This window comes from Falsiroseomonas oryzae (genome assembly GCF_027856955.1).
Classification (GTDB): domain Bacteria; phylum Pseudomonadota; class Alphaproteobacteria; order Acetobacterales; family Acetobacteraceae; genus Falsiroseomonas; species Falsiroseomonas oryzae.
In genome coordinates, this window is the sequence record NZ_JAPSMD010000019.1 from 1 (window position 1) to 15,048 (window position 15,048).

14 protein-coding genes are annotated in these 15,048 nt (G+C 70.8%); 1 reads left to right on the top strand and 13 read right to left on the bottom strand.

Features of this window, described 5'->3' with window-relative positions; genetic code table 11:
• The 7 genes from OZN99_RS04245 to proS all read right to left on the bottom strand — a co-directional run.
• On the bottom strand, positions 1-199 hold a 199-nt coding region (locus OZN99_RS04245), incomplete at its 3' end, for a hypothetical protein (protein WP_270933931.1).
• Positions 196-3,648, bottom strand: coding sequence for a DNA polymerase III subunit alpha (dnaE, locus tag OZN99_RS04250; RefSeq protein ID WP_270933932.1), 3,453 nt, complete (start codon positions 3,646-3,648; stop codon positions 196-198). The genes OZN99_RS04245 and dnaE, both read right to left, overlap by 4 nt.
• Before the next feature lie 489 nt (positions 3,649-4,137).
• A complete protein-coding gene (locus tag OZN99_RS04255; RefSeq protein ID WP_270933933.1) occupies positions 4,138-5,475 on the bottom strand; it encodes an NAD(P)/FAD-dependent oxidoreductase in 1,338 nt (445 codons plus the stop codon).
• Positions 5,476-5,551: 76 nt separating this feature from the next.
• On the bottom strand, positions 5,552-6,235 hold the full coding sequence (locus OZN99_RS04260; protein ID WP_270933934.1) for an ABC transporter ATP-binding protein: 684 nt from the start codon (positions 6,233-6,235) through the stop codon (positions 5,552-5,554).
• Entirely contained in the window at positions 6,228-7,478 is a 1,251-nt protein-coding gene (locus tag OZN99_RS04265) for a lipoprotein-releasing ABC transporter permease subunit (protein ID WP_270933935.1), read from the bottom strand. Before OZN99_RS04265 ends, OZN99_RS04260 begins: the two co-directional genes overlap by 8 nt.
• A complete protein-coding gene (locus OZN99_RS04270) occupies positions 7,479-7,652 on the bottom strand; it encodes a hypothetical protein (protein ID WP_270933936.1) in 174 nt (57 codons plus the stop codon).
• Positions 7,645-8,961, bottom strand: a complete 1,317-nt coding sequence (proS, locus tag OZN99_RS04275; RefSeq protein ID WP_270933937.1) for a proline--tRNA ligase — start codon at positions 8,959-8,961, stop codon at positions 7,645-7,647. Before proS ends, OZN99_RS04270 begins: the two co-directional genes overlap by 8 nt.
• Before the next feature lie 18 nt (positions 8,962-8,979).
• Between proS and OZN99_RS04280 the strand changes: the two genes are divergently transcribed.
• Entirely contained in the window at positions 8,980-9,309 is a 330-nt protein-coding gene (locus OZN99_RS04280; protein ID WP_270933938.1) for a hypothetical protein, read from the top strand.
• 113 nt (positions 9,310-9,422) lie between these two features.
• Here OZN99_RS04280 and OZN99_RS04285 read toward each other — a convergent pair whose 3' ends face one another.
• Genes OZN99_RS04285 through nuoN form a run of 6 tightly spaced genes read right to left on the bottom strand, consistent with a single transcriptional unit; the run spans position 9,423 to position 15,043 of the window.
• A complete protein-coding gene (locus tag OZN99_RS04285; protein ID WP_270933939.1) occupies positions 9,423-9,695 on the bottom strand; it encodes a DUF1467 family protein in 273 nt (90 codons plus the stop codon).
• A 10-nt stretch (positions 9,696-9,705) separates the two neighbouring features.
• Entirely contained in the window at positions 9,706-10,302 is a 597-nt protein-coding gene (locus OZN99_RS04290; protein ID WP_270933940.1) for a YdeI/OmpD-associated family protein, read from the bottom strand.
• A 16-nt stretch (positions 10,303-10,318) separates the two neighbouring features.
• Positions 10,319-11,956: a ribonuclease J gene (locus OZN99_RS04295; protein ID WP_270933941.1), complete on the bottom strand. Its 1,638-nt coding sequence runs from the start codon at positions 11,954-11,956 to the stop codon at positions 10,319-10,321.
• A gap of 44 nt (positions 11,957-12,000) precedes the next feature.
• Positions 12,001-12,822 (bottom strand): type III pantothenate kinase, encoded by an 822-nt coding sequence (locus tag OZN99_RS04300; protein ID WP_270933942.1) that lies wholly within the window; start codon positions 12,820-12,822, stop codon positions 12,001-12,003.
• A 6-nt stretch (positions 12,823-12,828) separates the two neighbouring features.
• Entirely contained in the window at positions 12,829-13,614 is a 786-nt protein-coding gene (locus OZN99_RS04305) for a biotin--[acetyl-CoA-carboxylase] ligase (RefSeq protein WP_270933943.1), read from the bottom strand.
• 10 nt (positions 13,615-13,624) lie between these two features.
• Positions 13,625-15,043 carry an NADH-quinone oxidoreductase subunit NuoN gene (nuoN, locus tag OZN99_RS04310; RefSeq protein ID WP_270933944.1) on the bottom strand — a complete coding sequence of 473 codons (1,419 nt, stop codon included), beginning with the start codon at positions 15,041-15,043 and terminating at the stop codon, positions 13,625-13,627.
• Positions 15,044-15,048 lie beyond the last annotated feature (5 nt).

Consider the following 15,048-nt stretch of genomic DNA (forward strand, 5'->3'; position numbering starts at 1 on the left):
CGTCCAGCACGTCGAGCCGGGCGGCCTGGCGCGCGAGCTCCGCCAGCACGAGCTCCGCGAAGGGCTGCGCCTCCGCCGGCAGCTGCGCCAGCAGAGGCGCCGCGTCGTCGCGCAGGCGCAGGGCGTGCCGGCGCTCCAGCGCCGCATCGAGCAGCGCCGCCGCGCGATCGGGCGAGAGGTCGAGCAGCGGCCGCGTCACAGCTCCTGCACCTCCGCAACCCCGGGCAGCACCTTCATGGCCTGCATCAGCCGCGGCGAGACGTTGAAGCCGCCGGGCAGCGCGATCTCCACCTCCTGCCCCGGGCCGGTGACCGGCACCAGCACGACGCGCCCGCGCCCCCTGCCCTCACGTTCCAGCAGCGCGCGGATGTTGGGCACCGCCGCGGTCTGCTCCAGCCACAGCTTGATGCCGCCCGCGATGCCGGCCGCCGCCTTCTCCAGCGGCTCCACGTCCTGCGCGGTGAGCCGCAGGGTCTCGCCGTCCAGCCGCACGTCGGTGGTGACGAGCAGCGCGTTGCCCTCCGCCAGTTGGTCGCCGGCGCGGGCCAGCATCTCGCTGAAGAAGGTCACCTCGAAGGCGCCCTGCGCGTCCGACATGCGCACGAAGGCCATGCGGCTGCCCGACTTCGTCTTCATGCTGCGGCTTGCCACCACGGTGCCCGCCAGCTTGAGGCGCGTGCCGCCCGCCCGCGCGCGCTCCGTGATCTGCGCGGAGGAGACGACGCCGAGCTTCGCCAGCGCCCGCCTGTAGGTGTCCAGCGGATGCGCCGAGAGGTGGAAGCCGACCGCCTCCGCCTCGAAGGCCAGGCGCTCCAGCATCGGCCAGTCCTGCGCCTCCGGCAGGCGCAGCGGCGGCGGTGCGCTCTCCGCGCCGAACATGTCGCGCGTCGGGTTCATCCGGCGCTCCGCGGCTTCCTGCGCGGCGCGCAGGATCAGCTCGGCGCCCTGCACCACCCTGGCGCGGTTCTTCTCCAGCCCGTCGAAGGCGCCGGCCTTGGCCAGGTTCTCCAGCTGCATCTTGTTGAGCAGCTTCGCCTCGACGCGCCCGGCGAAATCCGACAGGGACGCGAAGGGTCCGCCCGCATCGCGAGCCTTCACCAGGTCCTGCATCGCCGCCACGCCGACGCGCTTGATCGCGCCCAGCGCGAAGCGGATCGCGACCTTGCCGTCCGCCTGCGTCTCCAGCACGAACTCCGCGCCCGAGCGGTTCACGTCCGGCGGCAGCACGGGAATGCCGAGCCGCGCGGCTTCCTGCATGTGCCCTGCGAGCTTCTCCGTCTTGTCCAGGTCGAGCGACATGGAGGCGGCGAGGAAGGCGACCGGATGGTTCGCCTTGAGATAGGCCGTGTGATAGGCGACCAGCGCATAGGCCGCGGCGTGCGACTTGTTGAAGCCGTATTCCGCGAACTTCTCCATCAGGTCGAAGATCTCGCCAGCCTTCGCCTCCGGCACGCCGTTCTTCACCGCGCCGTCCACGAAGATCCTGCGCTGCGCCTCCATCTCGCTGCGGATCTTCTTGCCCATCGCGCGGCGCAGCAGGTCGGCGCCGCCCAGGCTGTAGCCCGCCAGCTCCTGCGCGATCTGCATCACCTGCTCCTGGTAGACCAGGATGCCGTAGGTCTCCTCCACGATGTGGCGGATGGCCGGGTGCGGCGACTCCCAGGGCTCGCCATGCTTCCGCTGGCAATAGGCGGGGATGTTCGCCATCGGGCCCGGGCGATACAGTGAGACGGCGGCGATCAGGTCCTCGAAGCGGTCGGGGCGCATCATGCGCAGGCAGTCGCGCATGCCCTGGCCTTCGAACTGGAACACCCCCGCCGCGTCGCCCTTCGCCAGCATCGCGTAGCTCTTCGCGTCGTCGAGCGGCAGGGTGGCGAGATCCAGCTCGATCCCCTGCGTCCGCAGCAGCTCCACCGCGCGCTCCAGCACGGTCAGCGTCTTCAGGCCGAGGAAGTCGAACTTCACCAGCGACGCCTGTTCCACATGCTTCATCGAGTACTGTGTGATGAGCATGTCGGACCGCGGGTCCTTGTAGAGCGGCACGATCTCGACCAGCGGCTTGCGCCCGATCACCACGCCGGCGGCGTGGGTGGAGGCGTTGCGGTACAGCCCCTCCAGCTGCTGCGCCACGTCCAGCAGGCGCGCCACCTGCTCGTCGGTGTCGCGCATCTCCTGCAGCTTCGGCTCGCCCTCGATCGCCTGGGCCAGCGTGACGGGCTTGGCCGGGTTGAACGGGATCAGGGAGGCGATGCGGTCCACCTGGCCGTAGGGCATGCCCATCACGCGGCCGACGTCGCGCACCGCCGCCTTCGCCTGCAGCTTGCCGAAGGTGATGATCTGCGCGACGCGATCCGCGCCGTATTCGTTGACGACGTAGCGGATCACCTCGTCGCGCCGGTCCTGGCAGAAGTCGATGTCGAAGTCCGGCATCGAGACGCGCTCGGGGTTCAGGAAGCGCTCGAACAGCAGGCCGAAGCGCAGCGGGTCGAGGTCGGTGATCAGCAGCGCCCAGGCTGCGACGGATCCCGCGCCCGAACCGCGGCCGGGCCCAACCGGGATGGCGTTCTGCTTCGCCCACTGGATGAAGTCGGCCACGATCAGGAAGTAGCCGGAGAAGCCCATCTTCTCGATGACCGAGAGCTCATAGGCCAGCCGCTCGCGGTAGGTGGCGCGCTCCGCCTCCGGCGTCGCCTGGGCGTCGAGCCGCTTCTCAAGCCCCTCCCGCGCCATCGCCGCCACCGTCTCGGCTTCCGTCATGCCCGGGCGGACCTTGGGGCAGACCGGCAGCTCGGGCTTGCGGCTCTCGGCCATCACCGCGCAGCGGCGCGCGATGGCGAGCGTGTTGTCGCAGGCCTCCGGCAGGTCGGCGAACAGCGCGCGCATGGCATCTGCCGGCTTGAACCAGTGCTCCGGCGTGACGCGGCGGCGATCCTGCTCGGCCAGCACGCGACCCTCCGCGATGCAGAGCAGCGCGTCATGCGCCTCGTGCATCTTGGCCTCGGCGAAATAGACGTCGTTGGTCGCGACGATCGGCAGCCCCGCCTCGTCCGCCAGGCGCAGCAGCCCAGGGCCGATGGCGCGCTCGACGGCAAGGCCGTGGCGCTGCAGCTCCACCACCAGGTCGTCCGGGCCGAAGATCTCCTTCAGCTGCGCCAGCAGGCGCCGCGCCGCCTCGGCACGGCCTTCGCCGATCAGCCGGCCGAGCGGCCCCGTGCTGCCGCCGGTCAGCAGGATCAGCCCCTGCGCGTGCCGGCCCAGCGTCTCCAGCGTGATGCAGGGCTGGCCCGAGGGATCGCTGCCGAGGAACCCCGCCGAGGAGAGCCGCTGCAGGTTCTCGAGCCCGGTCTTGTCCCGCGCCAGTGCCACGATGGGGTCGGGCCGGTTGCGCTGCGGATCGGGGGCGCGCCCCGCTTCCTCAGTGGCAGACCGGCCCAGGAAGAGCTGGCAGCCCATGATCGGCTGGATGCCTTTCGCCGCGCAGGCCTGGGCGAATTCCAGCGCGCCGAACAGGTTGGCCGTGTCGGTCAGCGCCACCGCCGGCATCCCGGCCGCCCTGGCCAGCGCCGGCAGCTTCTCCGCCTTGATCGCCCCTTCGGAGAGCGAATAGGCGGAATGGGCGTGCAGGTGGACGAAGGAGCTGTCTGCCATCGCCCTGTCCTACCACGGAAGGCCGGCCGATTCGCGATCCGGGCCGGCGCGGCGGATCAGGCCTTCAATGGACCCGCCGCCCCCGGATGGCGTCATGCACGCCCACCGCCCAGTCGTGCAGCAGGCAGGCGCCGTCGGGCGACAGCTGGGCGAACACGTCAGACATGCGACAGATATCCTCGTGTTCCACCCGCTGCGGGTCAAGCAGATACACGCGCAGAACCTCGACAACGTCAGAAGGCTTCAGCCCCAGGACCAAGACTGGATAGGAATTCTCCAGCAGTATGCTCATGCAGGAACCCACGACACCGCGCCGTTCGCTACAAATGGCGACATTTCGGGAGACTATCAATCGCTTCCTGAGGCTGGCTGACCATTTTTCACACTTTGCGGCGATCACGCCAACGTCAGGTTGGGCCGCCAGGCGGGCCCGCTCCGGCGTCTTGCGGATCCAGATATGGGGGGTTGGCGCGGACCGTGCCGGCCCGGTCAGTGCAGCTTGACGCGCGGTTCCGTGCGCCGGCTCAGCAGCCGCCCGACCGAGGCGAGCGCGGTCTTCGGCACCCCATGCAGCGCCCGCTGGTGCATCTTGTAGAGCGAGCGATACATCAGCCGCGCGAAATAGCCCTCCACCATCAGGCTCTTGCCGACCAGCACGCCCATGAGGCTGCCGACGGTGGAATAGTGACCCAGCGAGACCAGGCTGCCGAAGTCGCGATAGGCGAAGGGCTGCAGCGCGTCGCCGCGCAGCTTGCGGCGGATCTGCCGCAGCACATGGCTCGCCTGCTGATGCGCCGCCTGGGCGCGTGGCGGCAGGAAGCCGCCCGGGCCGGGGCCGGGGCAGGCCGCGCAATCGCCGATCGCGAAGATGTCCGGGTCGCGCGTGGTCTGCAGCGTGGGCAGCACGGCCAGCTGCTGCATGCGCGCCAGTTCCAGCCCGTCGAGCTCGGCCAGCACCGGCGGGCCCTTCACACCGGCCGACCAGACGACGAGCTCCGATTCCAGGAAGCGGCCATCCGCCAGTTGCACGCCTTCGGCGGTCACCGCGCTCACCCGTGTGCCGGCGAGCACCGCCACGCCCAGCCCCTCCAACAGCTTCGTCGCGGCCTCCGACAGGCGTTCCGGCAGGGCGGGCAGGATGCGCGGCGCGGCCTCGATCAGCGTCAGCCGCAGGTCGCGCTCGGGGTCGATCCGGTCCATGCCGTAGGCGACGAGCTGGCGCGTCGCGCGGTGCAGCTCCGCCGCCAGCTCGGTCCCGGTCGCACCGGCGCCGATGATCGCGACATGCAGCTGGCCCGGGCGGATCGGCTCGGCCTGTGTCTGCGCGCGGATGCAGGCGTTCAGCAGGCGGCGGTTGAAGCGCCGTGCCTGGTCCGTGGTCTCCAGCGGGATAGCGTGGTCGCGCACGCCGGGCGTGCCGAAATCGTTCGTCGTGCTGCCGATGGCGATGACCAGTGTGTCGTAGGGCTCGTCCCGGCCCGGCGTCACCTGGCGGCCATCCTCGTCGAAGGTCGGGCCGAGCCGCACGATCTTCGCCGCGCGATCCAGCCCGATCAGCTCGCCGTAGCGATAGGTGAAGTGGTGCCAATGGGCCTGCGCCAGGTAGTCCAGCTCGTGGTCGTCCACGTCCAGGCTGCCGGCAGCGACCTCGTGCAGCAGCGGCTTCCACAGGTGGCTGCGCGCGCGGTCCACCAGCGTGACCTTCGCCTGGCCGCGCCGCCCGAGAGAGTCGCCCAGCCGTGTCGCCAGTTCCAGGCCGCCCGCGCCGCCGCCGACCACGACGATGCGGTGCGGCGTGGCACCGGCGGAGGAGGCTGGATCGGTCATGGCGCGCATCCTACACGAGGCCCGCGCGGGGACAGTGCAATTCTCGGGCCGATACGGCGGGTCGGCCCTGCCGCCCTCAAGCCGGCACGACGTGCCCGTCGCGCAGCGTCACGACCCGGTCCATGCGCGCGGCCAGCTCCGGGTTGTGTGTGGCGATCAGCGCTGCGACGCCGTGCTGCCGCACGGCCTGCAGCAGCTCCTGGAAGACGCGGTCGGCAGTGCCGACATCGAGGTTGCCGGTTGGCTCGTCGGCCAGCAGCACCCGCGGGCGATTGGCCAGGGCGCGCGCGATCGCGACGCGCTGCTGCTCGCCGCCCGAGAGCTTGCCGGGCCGATGCTGCTCCCGCCCCGCCAGGCCGAAGGCGTGCAGCAACTCGGTCGCGCGGGCATGCGCCGCGCCGCGCGCGGTGCCGGCCGCCATCTGCGGCAGCGCGACGTTCTCGACCGCGGTGAACTCCGGCAGCAGGTGGTGGAACTGGTAGACGAAGCCGATGGTGCCGCGCCGGATCGCGGTGCGCTGGTCGTCGGACAGCGTGCCGGCCGCCTGGCCTTCCACGAAAACCTCCCCGCCGTCCGGCCGTTCCAGCAGGCCGGCCAGGTGCAGCAGGGTGGACTTGCCGGTGCCGGAGGGCGCGACGAGCGCCACGATCTCGCCGGCGTGCAGCGTCATGTCGGCGCCGGTCAGCACCGGCAGCTCGCCGGCCTCGGTGCGGAACCGGCGCTGCACGCCGCGCAACTCCAGGGGCAGCGCGTCACTCATTCCGCAGCGCTTCCACCGGATCAGTCCTCGCCGCGCGCCAGGACGGGTAGATCGTGGCCAGCAGGCTGAGCCCGAGGCCCATGCCCACCACCCGCGCCACTTCCCACGGGTCCACCACCGCGGGCAGGCGGGAGAGGAAATAGACCTCCGGACTGAACAGCTCCGTCCCGCTCAGCGCCTGGATCGCCTGGCGGATGCTCTCGATGTTGGCGCAGAAGGCGATGCCAATGACGAAGCCGATCAGCGTGCCCGCCACGCCGACGGAGGCGCCGCACAGCAGGAAGATGCGCAGGATCGCGCCGCGCGTGGCGCCCACGGTGCGCAGGATCGCGATGTCCCGCCCCTTGTCCTTCACCAGCATGATCAGCGAGGAGACGATGTTGAAGGCCGCCACCAGGATGATCAGCGTCAGGATCAGGAACATCACGTTCCGCTCCACCTGGACGGCGGCGAAGAAGCTGGAATTGGCGTCCTGCCAGTCCAGGATGCGGACCGGCGTGGCGCCCAGCGCGGCGCGGATCGCCCGCGTCACGGCGCGCACCTCGGTCGGGTCCTGCACGAAGACCTCCACCTGCGTCGCCGTGTCGCCGGTCTGGAAGAAGGTCTGCGCGGCCGGCATCGGCAGGAAGACGAAGCTGCTGTCGTATTCGTGCATGCCCACCTGGAACAGCGCGACGACGGTATAGGCGCGCACCCGCGGCACGGTGCCGAACACGGTCGTGCGGCCCTGCGGCGAGACCAGCGTGATCCGATCGCCCACGGTGATCCGCAGCTTCTGCGCCAGCCGCGTGCCGATCAGGATGGCGTCGTCACCCTCGAAGCGGTCGAGCGAGCCGGCGACGATGTTCTGCGCGACCAGCCCGCGTGCGCGGAGATCCGCCGCGCGCACCCCGCGCGCCAGCCCGCCGGAGGCGCCGCCCTGCTCGCTGGTCAGCAGCACCTGCCCCTCGACGATCGGCGTCGCGGAAACGACGCCGGGCACGGCGCGGATGCGCCCGGCCATCGCCTCGTAGTCGGTGATATTGCGTTCCGCGCCATAGACGCCGAGATGGCCGTTCAGGCCCAGGATGCGGCCCAGCAGTTCCTGCCGGAACCCGCCCATCACGCTCATCACGATGATCAGCGTCGCCACGCCCAGCGCGATGCCGACCAGCGAGAAGATCGCGATGACCGAGACGAAGCGCTCCCCCTTGCGCGCGCGCAGGTAGCGGAAGGCGACGGCGCGCTCGAAGGCGTCGAACATCTATCCCCGCGCCGCCTGCCGCAGCAGGTCCATCGCCACGCCGCCCGCCAGCCCGCCGGCGCCGCCGACCAGCGCGATGAGCCAGAGCGTGTGCTCCACGCCGGAGAATTCGAGCAGCGTCGCGCCGCCCAGCGCGAGGGCCAGCACCAGCATCGCCAGAATCATGTCACGCATGAGATCCCCTGATCTTCCCGAGTGCGTCCTCGGGCGAGACCTCGTGCCGTTCCCCGGTCATGCGCCGCTTGAGCTCGACCTTGTTGGCCGCCGCGCCGCGTGGGCCGACGATGACCTGCCAGGGATGCCCCATCAGGTCGGCGTCGGCGAACTTCACGCCGGCGCGATCGGCCCGGTCGTCATACACCGCATCGGGGCCGAGGGAAGCGTAGATCCGCTCGCACAACGTATCGCAGGCGGCATCGCCGGTCTTGAGGTTCAGCACCGCGGCCCGGAACGGCGCCACCGCGTCCGGCCACTTGATGCCCGCCTCGTCGTGGTTCGCCTCGATGATGGCGCCGACCAGACGGGAGACGCCGATGCCGTAGCTGCCCATCTCCGGATGCACCTGCTGCCCGTCCGGGCCCTGCACGACCAGGTCCATGGGCTTCGAGTATTTCGTGCCGAAGTAGAAGATGTGGCCGACCTCGATCCCACGCGCGGAGACGCGCTTGGCCTCCGGCAGCTTCTCCCACGCCGCCGGGTCGTGCATCTCGTCGGTCGCGGCGTAGTGGCCGGTCCAGCGCTCCACCAGGGGCGACAGGTCGGCGTCGTAGTCCGGCGCCTCGGCCAGCGGGTCCATGTCCAGCAGGTCCTGGCTGACGAAGACCTGGCTCTCGCCGGTCTCGGCCAGGATGATGAACTCGTGGGAGAGGTCGCCGCCGATCGGGCCGGTGTCGGCGCGCATCGGGATAGCCTTAAGCCCCATGCGGGCGAAGGTGCGGAGATAGGCGACGAACATCTGGTGGTAGGAGTGCCGCGCGCCGTCCTTCGTCAGGTCGAAGGAATAGGCGTCCTTCATGAGGAACTCGCGCCCGCGCATCACCCCGAAGCGCGGCCGCACCTCGTCGCGGAACTTCCACTGGATGTGGTACAGGTTCCGCGGCAGGTCGCGGTAGCTCTTCGCGAACTGGCGGAAGATGTCGGTGACCATCTCCTCGTTGGTCGGGCCGAACAGCATCTCCCGCTCGTGCCGGTCCTTCAGGCGCAGCATCTCCGGCCCGTAGGCGTCGTAGCGGCCGGACTGGCGCCAGAGATCGGCCGCCTGGATGGTCGGCATCAGGATCTCCTGCGCGCCGGCGCGGTCCTGCTCCTCGCGCACGATCTGCTCCACCTTCTGCAGCGCGCGCCAGCCGAGTGGCAGCCAGGCGTAGATGCCGGCGGAGGTCTGCCGGACGAGGCCGGCGCGCAGCATAAGGCGATGCGAGACGATCTGCGCCTCGGCCGGGGTTTCCTTCAGCGTGGGCAGGAAGGCGCGGGTGAGACGCAAGGGAAGGCTCCGGGCGGCATGCGGGAGGCGCGGAACCTAGAGCAGATCGCGGATGCGGGAAATCTGCCGGCATCGGCGAGGCGGCGTTCCGGCGAGAACGCGCATGCTGCAGCGCAACAATATGAGCAAAGCGGGCAGACGAAAGAAAAATTCGCGGCGAATAACGGCGTCCTCGACGAAAATCCGGTTGCTTTTCTTAATGCCGCCGCTACAACAAAAAAAGGCGGGCCGCGCCCGTCAGGGCGCAGCCCGAGTTTAGGGAGGAAACGCCAGTCACACGGCAGAGAGAGGACCAACCTCTCTCTGGAAACGATAATGGCGTGGGGAGCTAAGGCGGCACAACGATGAAGTCCGCCGTGGAAAGCCAAAAAACAGGCTTCCGAACCGGAACTGCACATTTGGATGGCGGCACCCGCTGGGGAGGCGGAGTAGCCGCCTAAATTTTGTGCGCTGACCCCGGCTCAGCGACCTGACGGGCCGGAATAGGCCAGCCAGCCGTCCCGGAAGCTGATCAGGTCGGATTCGATCAGCGCATAGGCGCCGAGCCACAGCACTGCCGCCAGCACCGTCGTGCCGACCAGCTTGCGCGCCAGCAGCGGGCGCTGCGGCGCGCCGCGCCAGCCGCCGGCCTCCGGATCGGCATCCTCCACCGGCCGCGTGCCGATCGGCAGCACGGCGAACAGCGCCGTCCACCAGATCAGCAGGTACACGATCGTCCCGGTGAACCAGTCCATCTGTCTGCCCCTATCGCCCCCTGCTCTCGGGGAAGTTGGCGCGCAGCCCGAGCGCGGCGAGGCGTGCGGTCTCCGCCACGCGCCGCGCCCGCGTCGCCGGCGTGCGCGCCGCGGCCACCCACCACAGGATCCCCTTCCGCGCCGAGGGCGCGAATCCACCCCAGGCCGCGGCGGCACCCGGCACGGCGTCCAGCGCCGCCGCCAGGTCCGGCGGCTCCGCGAGCGATTCGGCCACCTCGTAGGAGTCCCAGGACCCGTCGGCCTTCGCGGCCGCGATCCGAGCCTCGCCTGGCGGCGCCATCAGCCCGGCGGCGCGCAGCCGTTCGATCCGCGCCTTGTTCACCCGGCTCCACGGGCTGCCCGGCTTGCGCGGCGAGACCAGCAGCATCCAGCGCGTCGCATCCAGCTTGCGCGGCAGGCTGTCGATCCAGCCGAAGCACAGCGCCTCCTCGCAGGCGCCGACGGCGTCGAGGTCGCGCGTGCCGTCCTTGGCGATCACCAGCCACACCGGCGCCGGCCGAGCGTGGTTCGCGGCGAGCCAGGCGCGCCAGGCAGCGCGGCTCTCGGGCTCGACCCGCTCCGCATGCTCGGCAGGACGCTTCGCCATGGCCCGCGGGACGCGATCACACGCGCAGCAGGTGCACCTCGACGCTCGGCCGCTTGCGCAGCCGGCGGCCGAGCGCACGGCGCACCGCGGTGCGCGCCGCCTCCCGCAGGGTCCCGTCCTCCCGCTTCACCGGCGCCGGCAGGTCGCCCAGCGCGCGCGCCAGGTCGGCGGCGATCTGCGCCGGCTCGTCATCCGTCCCGTCGAACAGGCCGGGCGCCGAGACCTGCGGCTGGCCGAGCACGCGGCCCGCGCCGTCCACCGCAAGGGAGGCGATGACCACGCCGTTGAACAGCATCTTCTTCCGCGCCGCCAGCACGTCGCCGTCCAGCGGCAGCAGCCGGTCGCCATCCACCGCGAGTCGGCCGACCGGCGCGGCCTCCACCACGTCCGGCGTGCCGGGCGCCAGGCGCAGCACGTCGCCATCCTCGATCACATAGGCGTCGCAGCCCAGGCTCTCGGCGAGGTTGGCGTGCTCGTTCATGTGCCGCCACTCGCCATGCACGGGCACCGCGTATTTCGGCTTCACCAGCTGATACAGCCGCTTCAGCTCGTCCCGCGCCGGATGGCCGGAGACATGCACCACATGGTCGTCCGCGGTCATCACCTCGACGCCGGCGCGGCTCAGGTCGTCCTGGATGCGCAGGATCGCCCGCTCGTTCCCCGGGATCATGCGGGAGGAGAAGATCACCGTATCCCCCTCTCCCAGCGAGATGTGCGGATGCGTGTCGGCCGCGATCTTCGACATCGCGCTGCGCGGCTCGCCCTGACTGCCGGTGCAGATGATGACCAGCCTGTCGTCCGGCGTGTCGCCTGCCTGCTCCTCGGTCAGGAAGGCCGGCAGGTCGCGCAGATAGCCGCATTCGCGCGCCGCCGCCTCGGCGTTGCGCAGGGACCGGCCGAACAGCGCCACCTCCCGCCCCGCGCCGCGGGCCGCCAGCGCGATGGACTCCACCCGCGCCAGGTTGGTGGCGAAGCAGGTGACAGCGACCCGGCCCTTCAGCTTGCGGATGATGGCGGCCAGGTTCCGCCGCACCTCCGCCTCGCTGCCCGAATGGCCTTCCACCAGGGCATTGGTGCTGTCGCAGACCATGGCCAGCACGCCTTCCTCGCCGAGGCGGGCGAAGGCGGCCTCGTCGGTCGGCGGGCCGATCAGCGGGTTGGGATCCAGCTTCCAGTCGCCGGTGTGCAGCACCGTCCCGTACTTCGTGCGGATCGCCAGCGCCTGCGCCTCTGGTACGGAATGCGCGACGCGCAGGAATTCCAGGTCGAAGGGCCCGATGGTCCAGCGCGCACCCGGCGGCTGGGTGATGATCTCCACCTGCCCCAACAGCCCCGCTTCCCCCAGCTTCCGGCGCAGCACCGCCGAGACGAAGGGGGTGGCATAGATCGGACAGCGCAGTTGCGGCCAGAGATGCGCGACCGCGCCCACATGGTCCTCATGCGCATGGGTGATCACCAGGGCCTCCAGCCGGTCGCGGCGGGCGACCAGCCAGGCCGGGTCGGGCACCATCACATCCACTTCCGGATGCTCCGGCCCGCCGAAGCCAAGGCCGCAATCCACCGCCAGCAGGCGCCCGTCGCAGCGATAGACGTTGAGGTTGAGGCCGATCTCCCCCGTCCCGCCGAGCGGGATGAAGGCCAGGTCTCCGGTCATTGTTCTTCCAGTGTCGTGTTCAGGTCGTGTGTCGAAGGGAAGCCTCAGACGAGGCCGTCGTCGCGTCGTGCGTGTTTCACCAATGTGGGGGCGGGGTTCCGCTCCGCCAACAGCCGCAGCCCGTCGAGCGTGGTGTCGGGGTCGGTCGTTTCGATCACCGTCGTACCCTCCGCGAACAGCGGCGCCAGCCCGCCGGTGGCAATCACCTTCAGCCGCCCGCCCACGCGTTCGTCGGATTCGGCCCGGATGCGGGCGACGATCCCCTCGATCAGCCCGACATAGCCCCAGTAGATGCCGGACTGCATGGCGGCCACGGTGTTCCGCCCCACCACCGCCTGCGGCCGGCCGATGCCGATCCGCGGCAGCCGCGCCGCCGCCCGGTGCAGCGCCTCGATCGACAGGTTGATGCCGGGCGCGATGACGCCGCCGAGGTAGCCGCCATCCTTGGCCACCACGTCGAAGGTGGTGGCCGTGCCGAAGTCGATGACGATCAGCGGGCCCTGGTAGCGGTGATGCGCCGCCAGAGCGTTCAGCAGGCGGTCGGCGCCCACCTCGTGCGGGGCGTCCACCCGGATCTGGAAGCCCCAGTCCAGCGTGGCGCGCGCCACCAGCGGCTCACAGGCGAACCACTCCCGGCACAGCCGCCGCAAGTTGTAGAGCGCCGCCGGCACCACGGTGCCGATCGCGCAGCGCGTGATGTCCGCGGGCTTCAGGCCGGAATGCTGCAGCAGCGCCAGCAGCCAGACCGCGTATTCGTCCGAGGTGCGCTCCGCATCCGTGCGCACGCGCCAGCGGCCGCGCCATTCCGTCCCGTCATGGACGGCGAAGACGATGTTCGTGTTGCCCGCATCCACAACCAGCAGCATCGCGCGTCAGGCTCCGCCCCCGCCGGTTCCCGGCCCCGGCACGCCACCCCCCTCCGTCTCGCCGGAGGTGAAACGCCGCGGGCCGGCGCCGGTGTCGAGCAGCAGGGCGCCGTCCTCGGCAAGTCCCGCATACAGCCCCGTCGTTTCACCCCCGCTGGCGCGCAGCGTCAACCTTGTGCCGACCGCCGGGCCGCGGCGGACCCAGGCGGCGACCACCGCCGCGGGCCCTTCCGTCGCCAGCCTTCCGCGCCAGGCCTCGAGCGCCTGGAGCAGCCGCGCCGCCACCGCTTCTGTCGCCGGCGCCGGGCCTTGCTGCGCGAGGCAGGCCGTGGCGCGGCCCGGGATGTCGGGCGCCAAGGCCAGGTTGGCGCCGAAGCCCATCACCAGCCAGTCCAGGCGCCCGGCCGCGTCGGCGGCGGATTCGCACAGCACGCCGGCCAGCTTGGCCCCGCCCAGCAGCACGTCGTTCGGCCATTTCAGGCGCAGCGCCGCGGGGTCGGGCAGGCCGGGCTCCAGCGCCTCGGCCAGCGCCACGGCAGCCAGCAGCGCCCAGTGCGGCACGTCCCGCGCCGGGCCGCCCGGCCGGAGCAGGACGGAGAGGTAGAGATTGCCCTCTGGGCTGGACCAGGCGCGCCCGTCGCGGCCCCGCCCCGCCGTCTGCCGGCGCGCCAGCACCGCCAGCCCAGCCGGCTCACCAGCCGCCGCAAGCCGCAACAGCAGGTCGGAGGTGGAGGGCAGGCTCTCCTCCACCCGGAGCCGCCACCCCGGCGGGATGGCGGATGGCGCGGGCACGCCCTGCGCCTCAGCCCGCCAGCGAGGCGACGGCCACCTGCGCGGCGCCGATCAGCGCCGCGGGGAACAGGAAGAACAGCAGCGTCAGCAGGCCGGTGCCCGCCATCACCACGGTCAGGCTGGCCGGCCGCGCATCGAAGGCGCCGGCGGGCGCGTCGAAATACATCACCTTCACGATGCGCAGGTAGTAGTAGCTGGCCACCACGCTCGTCAGGATGCCGATGATCGCCAGCGTCCAGTAGCCCGCCTGCACCGCGGCCAGGAACACGTAGAGCTTGCCGAAGAAGCCGGCGAGCGGGGGGATGCCGGCCATCGAGAACATGAACACCGCCATCCACAGCGCCATCGCCGGGTCGGTGCGGCCGAGCCCGGCCAGGTCGTCGATGCCTTCCAGCGCGCGGCCCTGGCGGCGCATAGCGACCAGGACGGCGAAGGTGCCGAGGTTCATCACGACGTAGATCGCCATGTAGACCAGGACGCCGCGGTAGCCGGTGTCGTTGACCACCGCGAGGCCCATCAGCGCGTAGCCGACATGGCCGATGGAGGAATAGGCCATCAGCCGCTTGATGTTGCGCTGCCCGATGGCCGCGAAGGCGCCGAGGATCATCGAGCCGGCGGAGGTCACCCAGATCACCTGGCCCCACTGCGCCGACATCTCGCCGAAAGGCACGATCAGGACGTGCATCAGCAGCGCGATGGCCGCGACCTTCGGCGCGGTGGCGAAGAAGGCCGTCACCGGCGTCGGCGCGCCTTCATAGACATCGGGCGTCCACATATGGAAGGGCACGGCCGAGACCTTGAACGCCAGCCCGGCGAGGACGAAGACCAGCCCCACCACCACCCCCGCCCCCGCCTGCCCGCCAGACAACGCATCCGCCAGCCGGTCGAAGTTGGTGGTGCCGGCGAAGCCGTAGACCAGGGACGAGCCATACAGCAGAAGGCCGGAAGCCAGCGCGCCGAGCACGAAATACTTCAGCCCCGCCTCCGCGCTGCGCGGATTGTCGCGGTCGAAGGCGGCGACGACGTAGAGCGAGAGCGACAGCAGCTCGAGCCCGAGATAGAGCGACATGAGGTCGTTGGCCGAGACCATCACCATCATGCCGACGGTCGCGAACAGCACCAGCACGGCGTATTCGAAGCGCGCGAGCCCTGCCTTCTCGTTGAAGTCCAGCGCCAGCACCAGGCCGAGTGCTGCGCCGAGCAGGATCAGCACCTTCGCGAAGCGCGAGAAGCCGTCCGACACGTATTGCCCGAGGAAGGCCGAGCCCTCCCCCTGGCCCAGCACCAGCGCGGCGGTCAGCACCAGCGCGCCGATCACCGCCATGGAGACAGGGAAGAAGGTCTCCTTCTTCGGGATCACGCCGCCCAGCAGGATCAGCAGGCCGGAGACCGCGAGCACGATCTCCGGCAGGGCGAGGGTCCAGTTCATCACGG

Excerpts from the sequence above, each read along its gene's own strand:
- dnaE (WP_270933932.1), bottom strand. The coding sequence starts at position 3,648 with ATGGCAGACAGCTCCTTCGTCCACCTGCACGCCCATTCCGCCTATTCG.
- OZN99_RS04255 (WP_270933933.1), bottom strand. The coding sequence starts at position 5,475 with ATGACCGATCCAGCCTCCTCCGCCGGTGCCACGCCGCACCGCATCGTC.
- OZN99_RS04260 (WP_270933934.1), bottom strand. The coding sequence starts at position 6,235 with ATGAGTGACGCGCTGCCCCTGGAGTTGCGCGGCGTGCAGCGCCGGTTC.
- OZN99_RS04265 (WP_270933935.1), bottom strand. The coding sequence starts at position 7,478 with ATGTTCGACGCCTTCGAGCGCGCCGTCGCCTTCCGCTACCTGCGCGCG.
- OZN99_RS04270 (WP_270933936.1), bottom strand. The coding sequence starts at position 7,652 with ATGCGTGACATGATTCTGGCGATGCTGGTGCTGGCCCTCGCGCTGGGC.
- OZN99_RS04280 (WP_270933938.1), top strand. The coding sequence starts at position 8,980 with ATGCGGGAGGCGCGGAACCTAGAGCAGATCGCGGATGCGGGAAATCTG.
- OZN99_RS04285 (WP_270933939.1), bottom strand. The coding sequence starts at position 9,695 with ATGGACTGGTTCACCGGGACGATCGTGTACCTGCTGATCTGGTGGACG.
- OZN99_RS04290 (WP_270933940.1), bottom strand. The coding sequence starts at position 10,302 with ATGGCGAAGCGTCCTGCCGAGCATGCGGAGCGGGTCGAGCCCGAGAGC.
- OZN99_RS04295 (WP_270933941.1), bottom strand. The coding sequence starts at position 11,956 with ATGACCGGAGACCTGGCCTTCATCCCGCTCGGCGGGACGGGGGAGATC.
- OZN99_RS04300 (WP_270933942.1), bottom strand. The coding sequence starts at position 12,822 with ATGCTGCTGGTTGTGGATGCGGGCAACACGAACATCGTCTTCGCCGTC.
- nuoN (WP_270933944.1), bottom strand. The coding sequence starts at position 15,043 with ATGAACTGGACCCTCGCCCTGCCGGAGATCGTGCTCGCGGTCTCCGGC.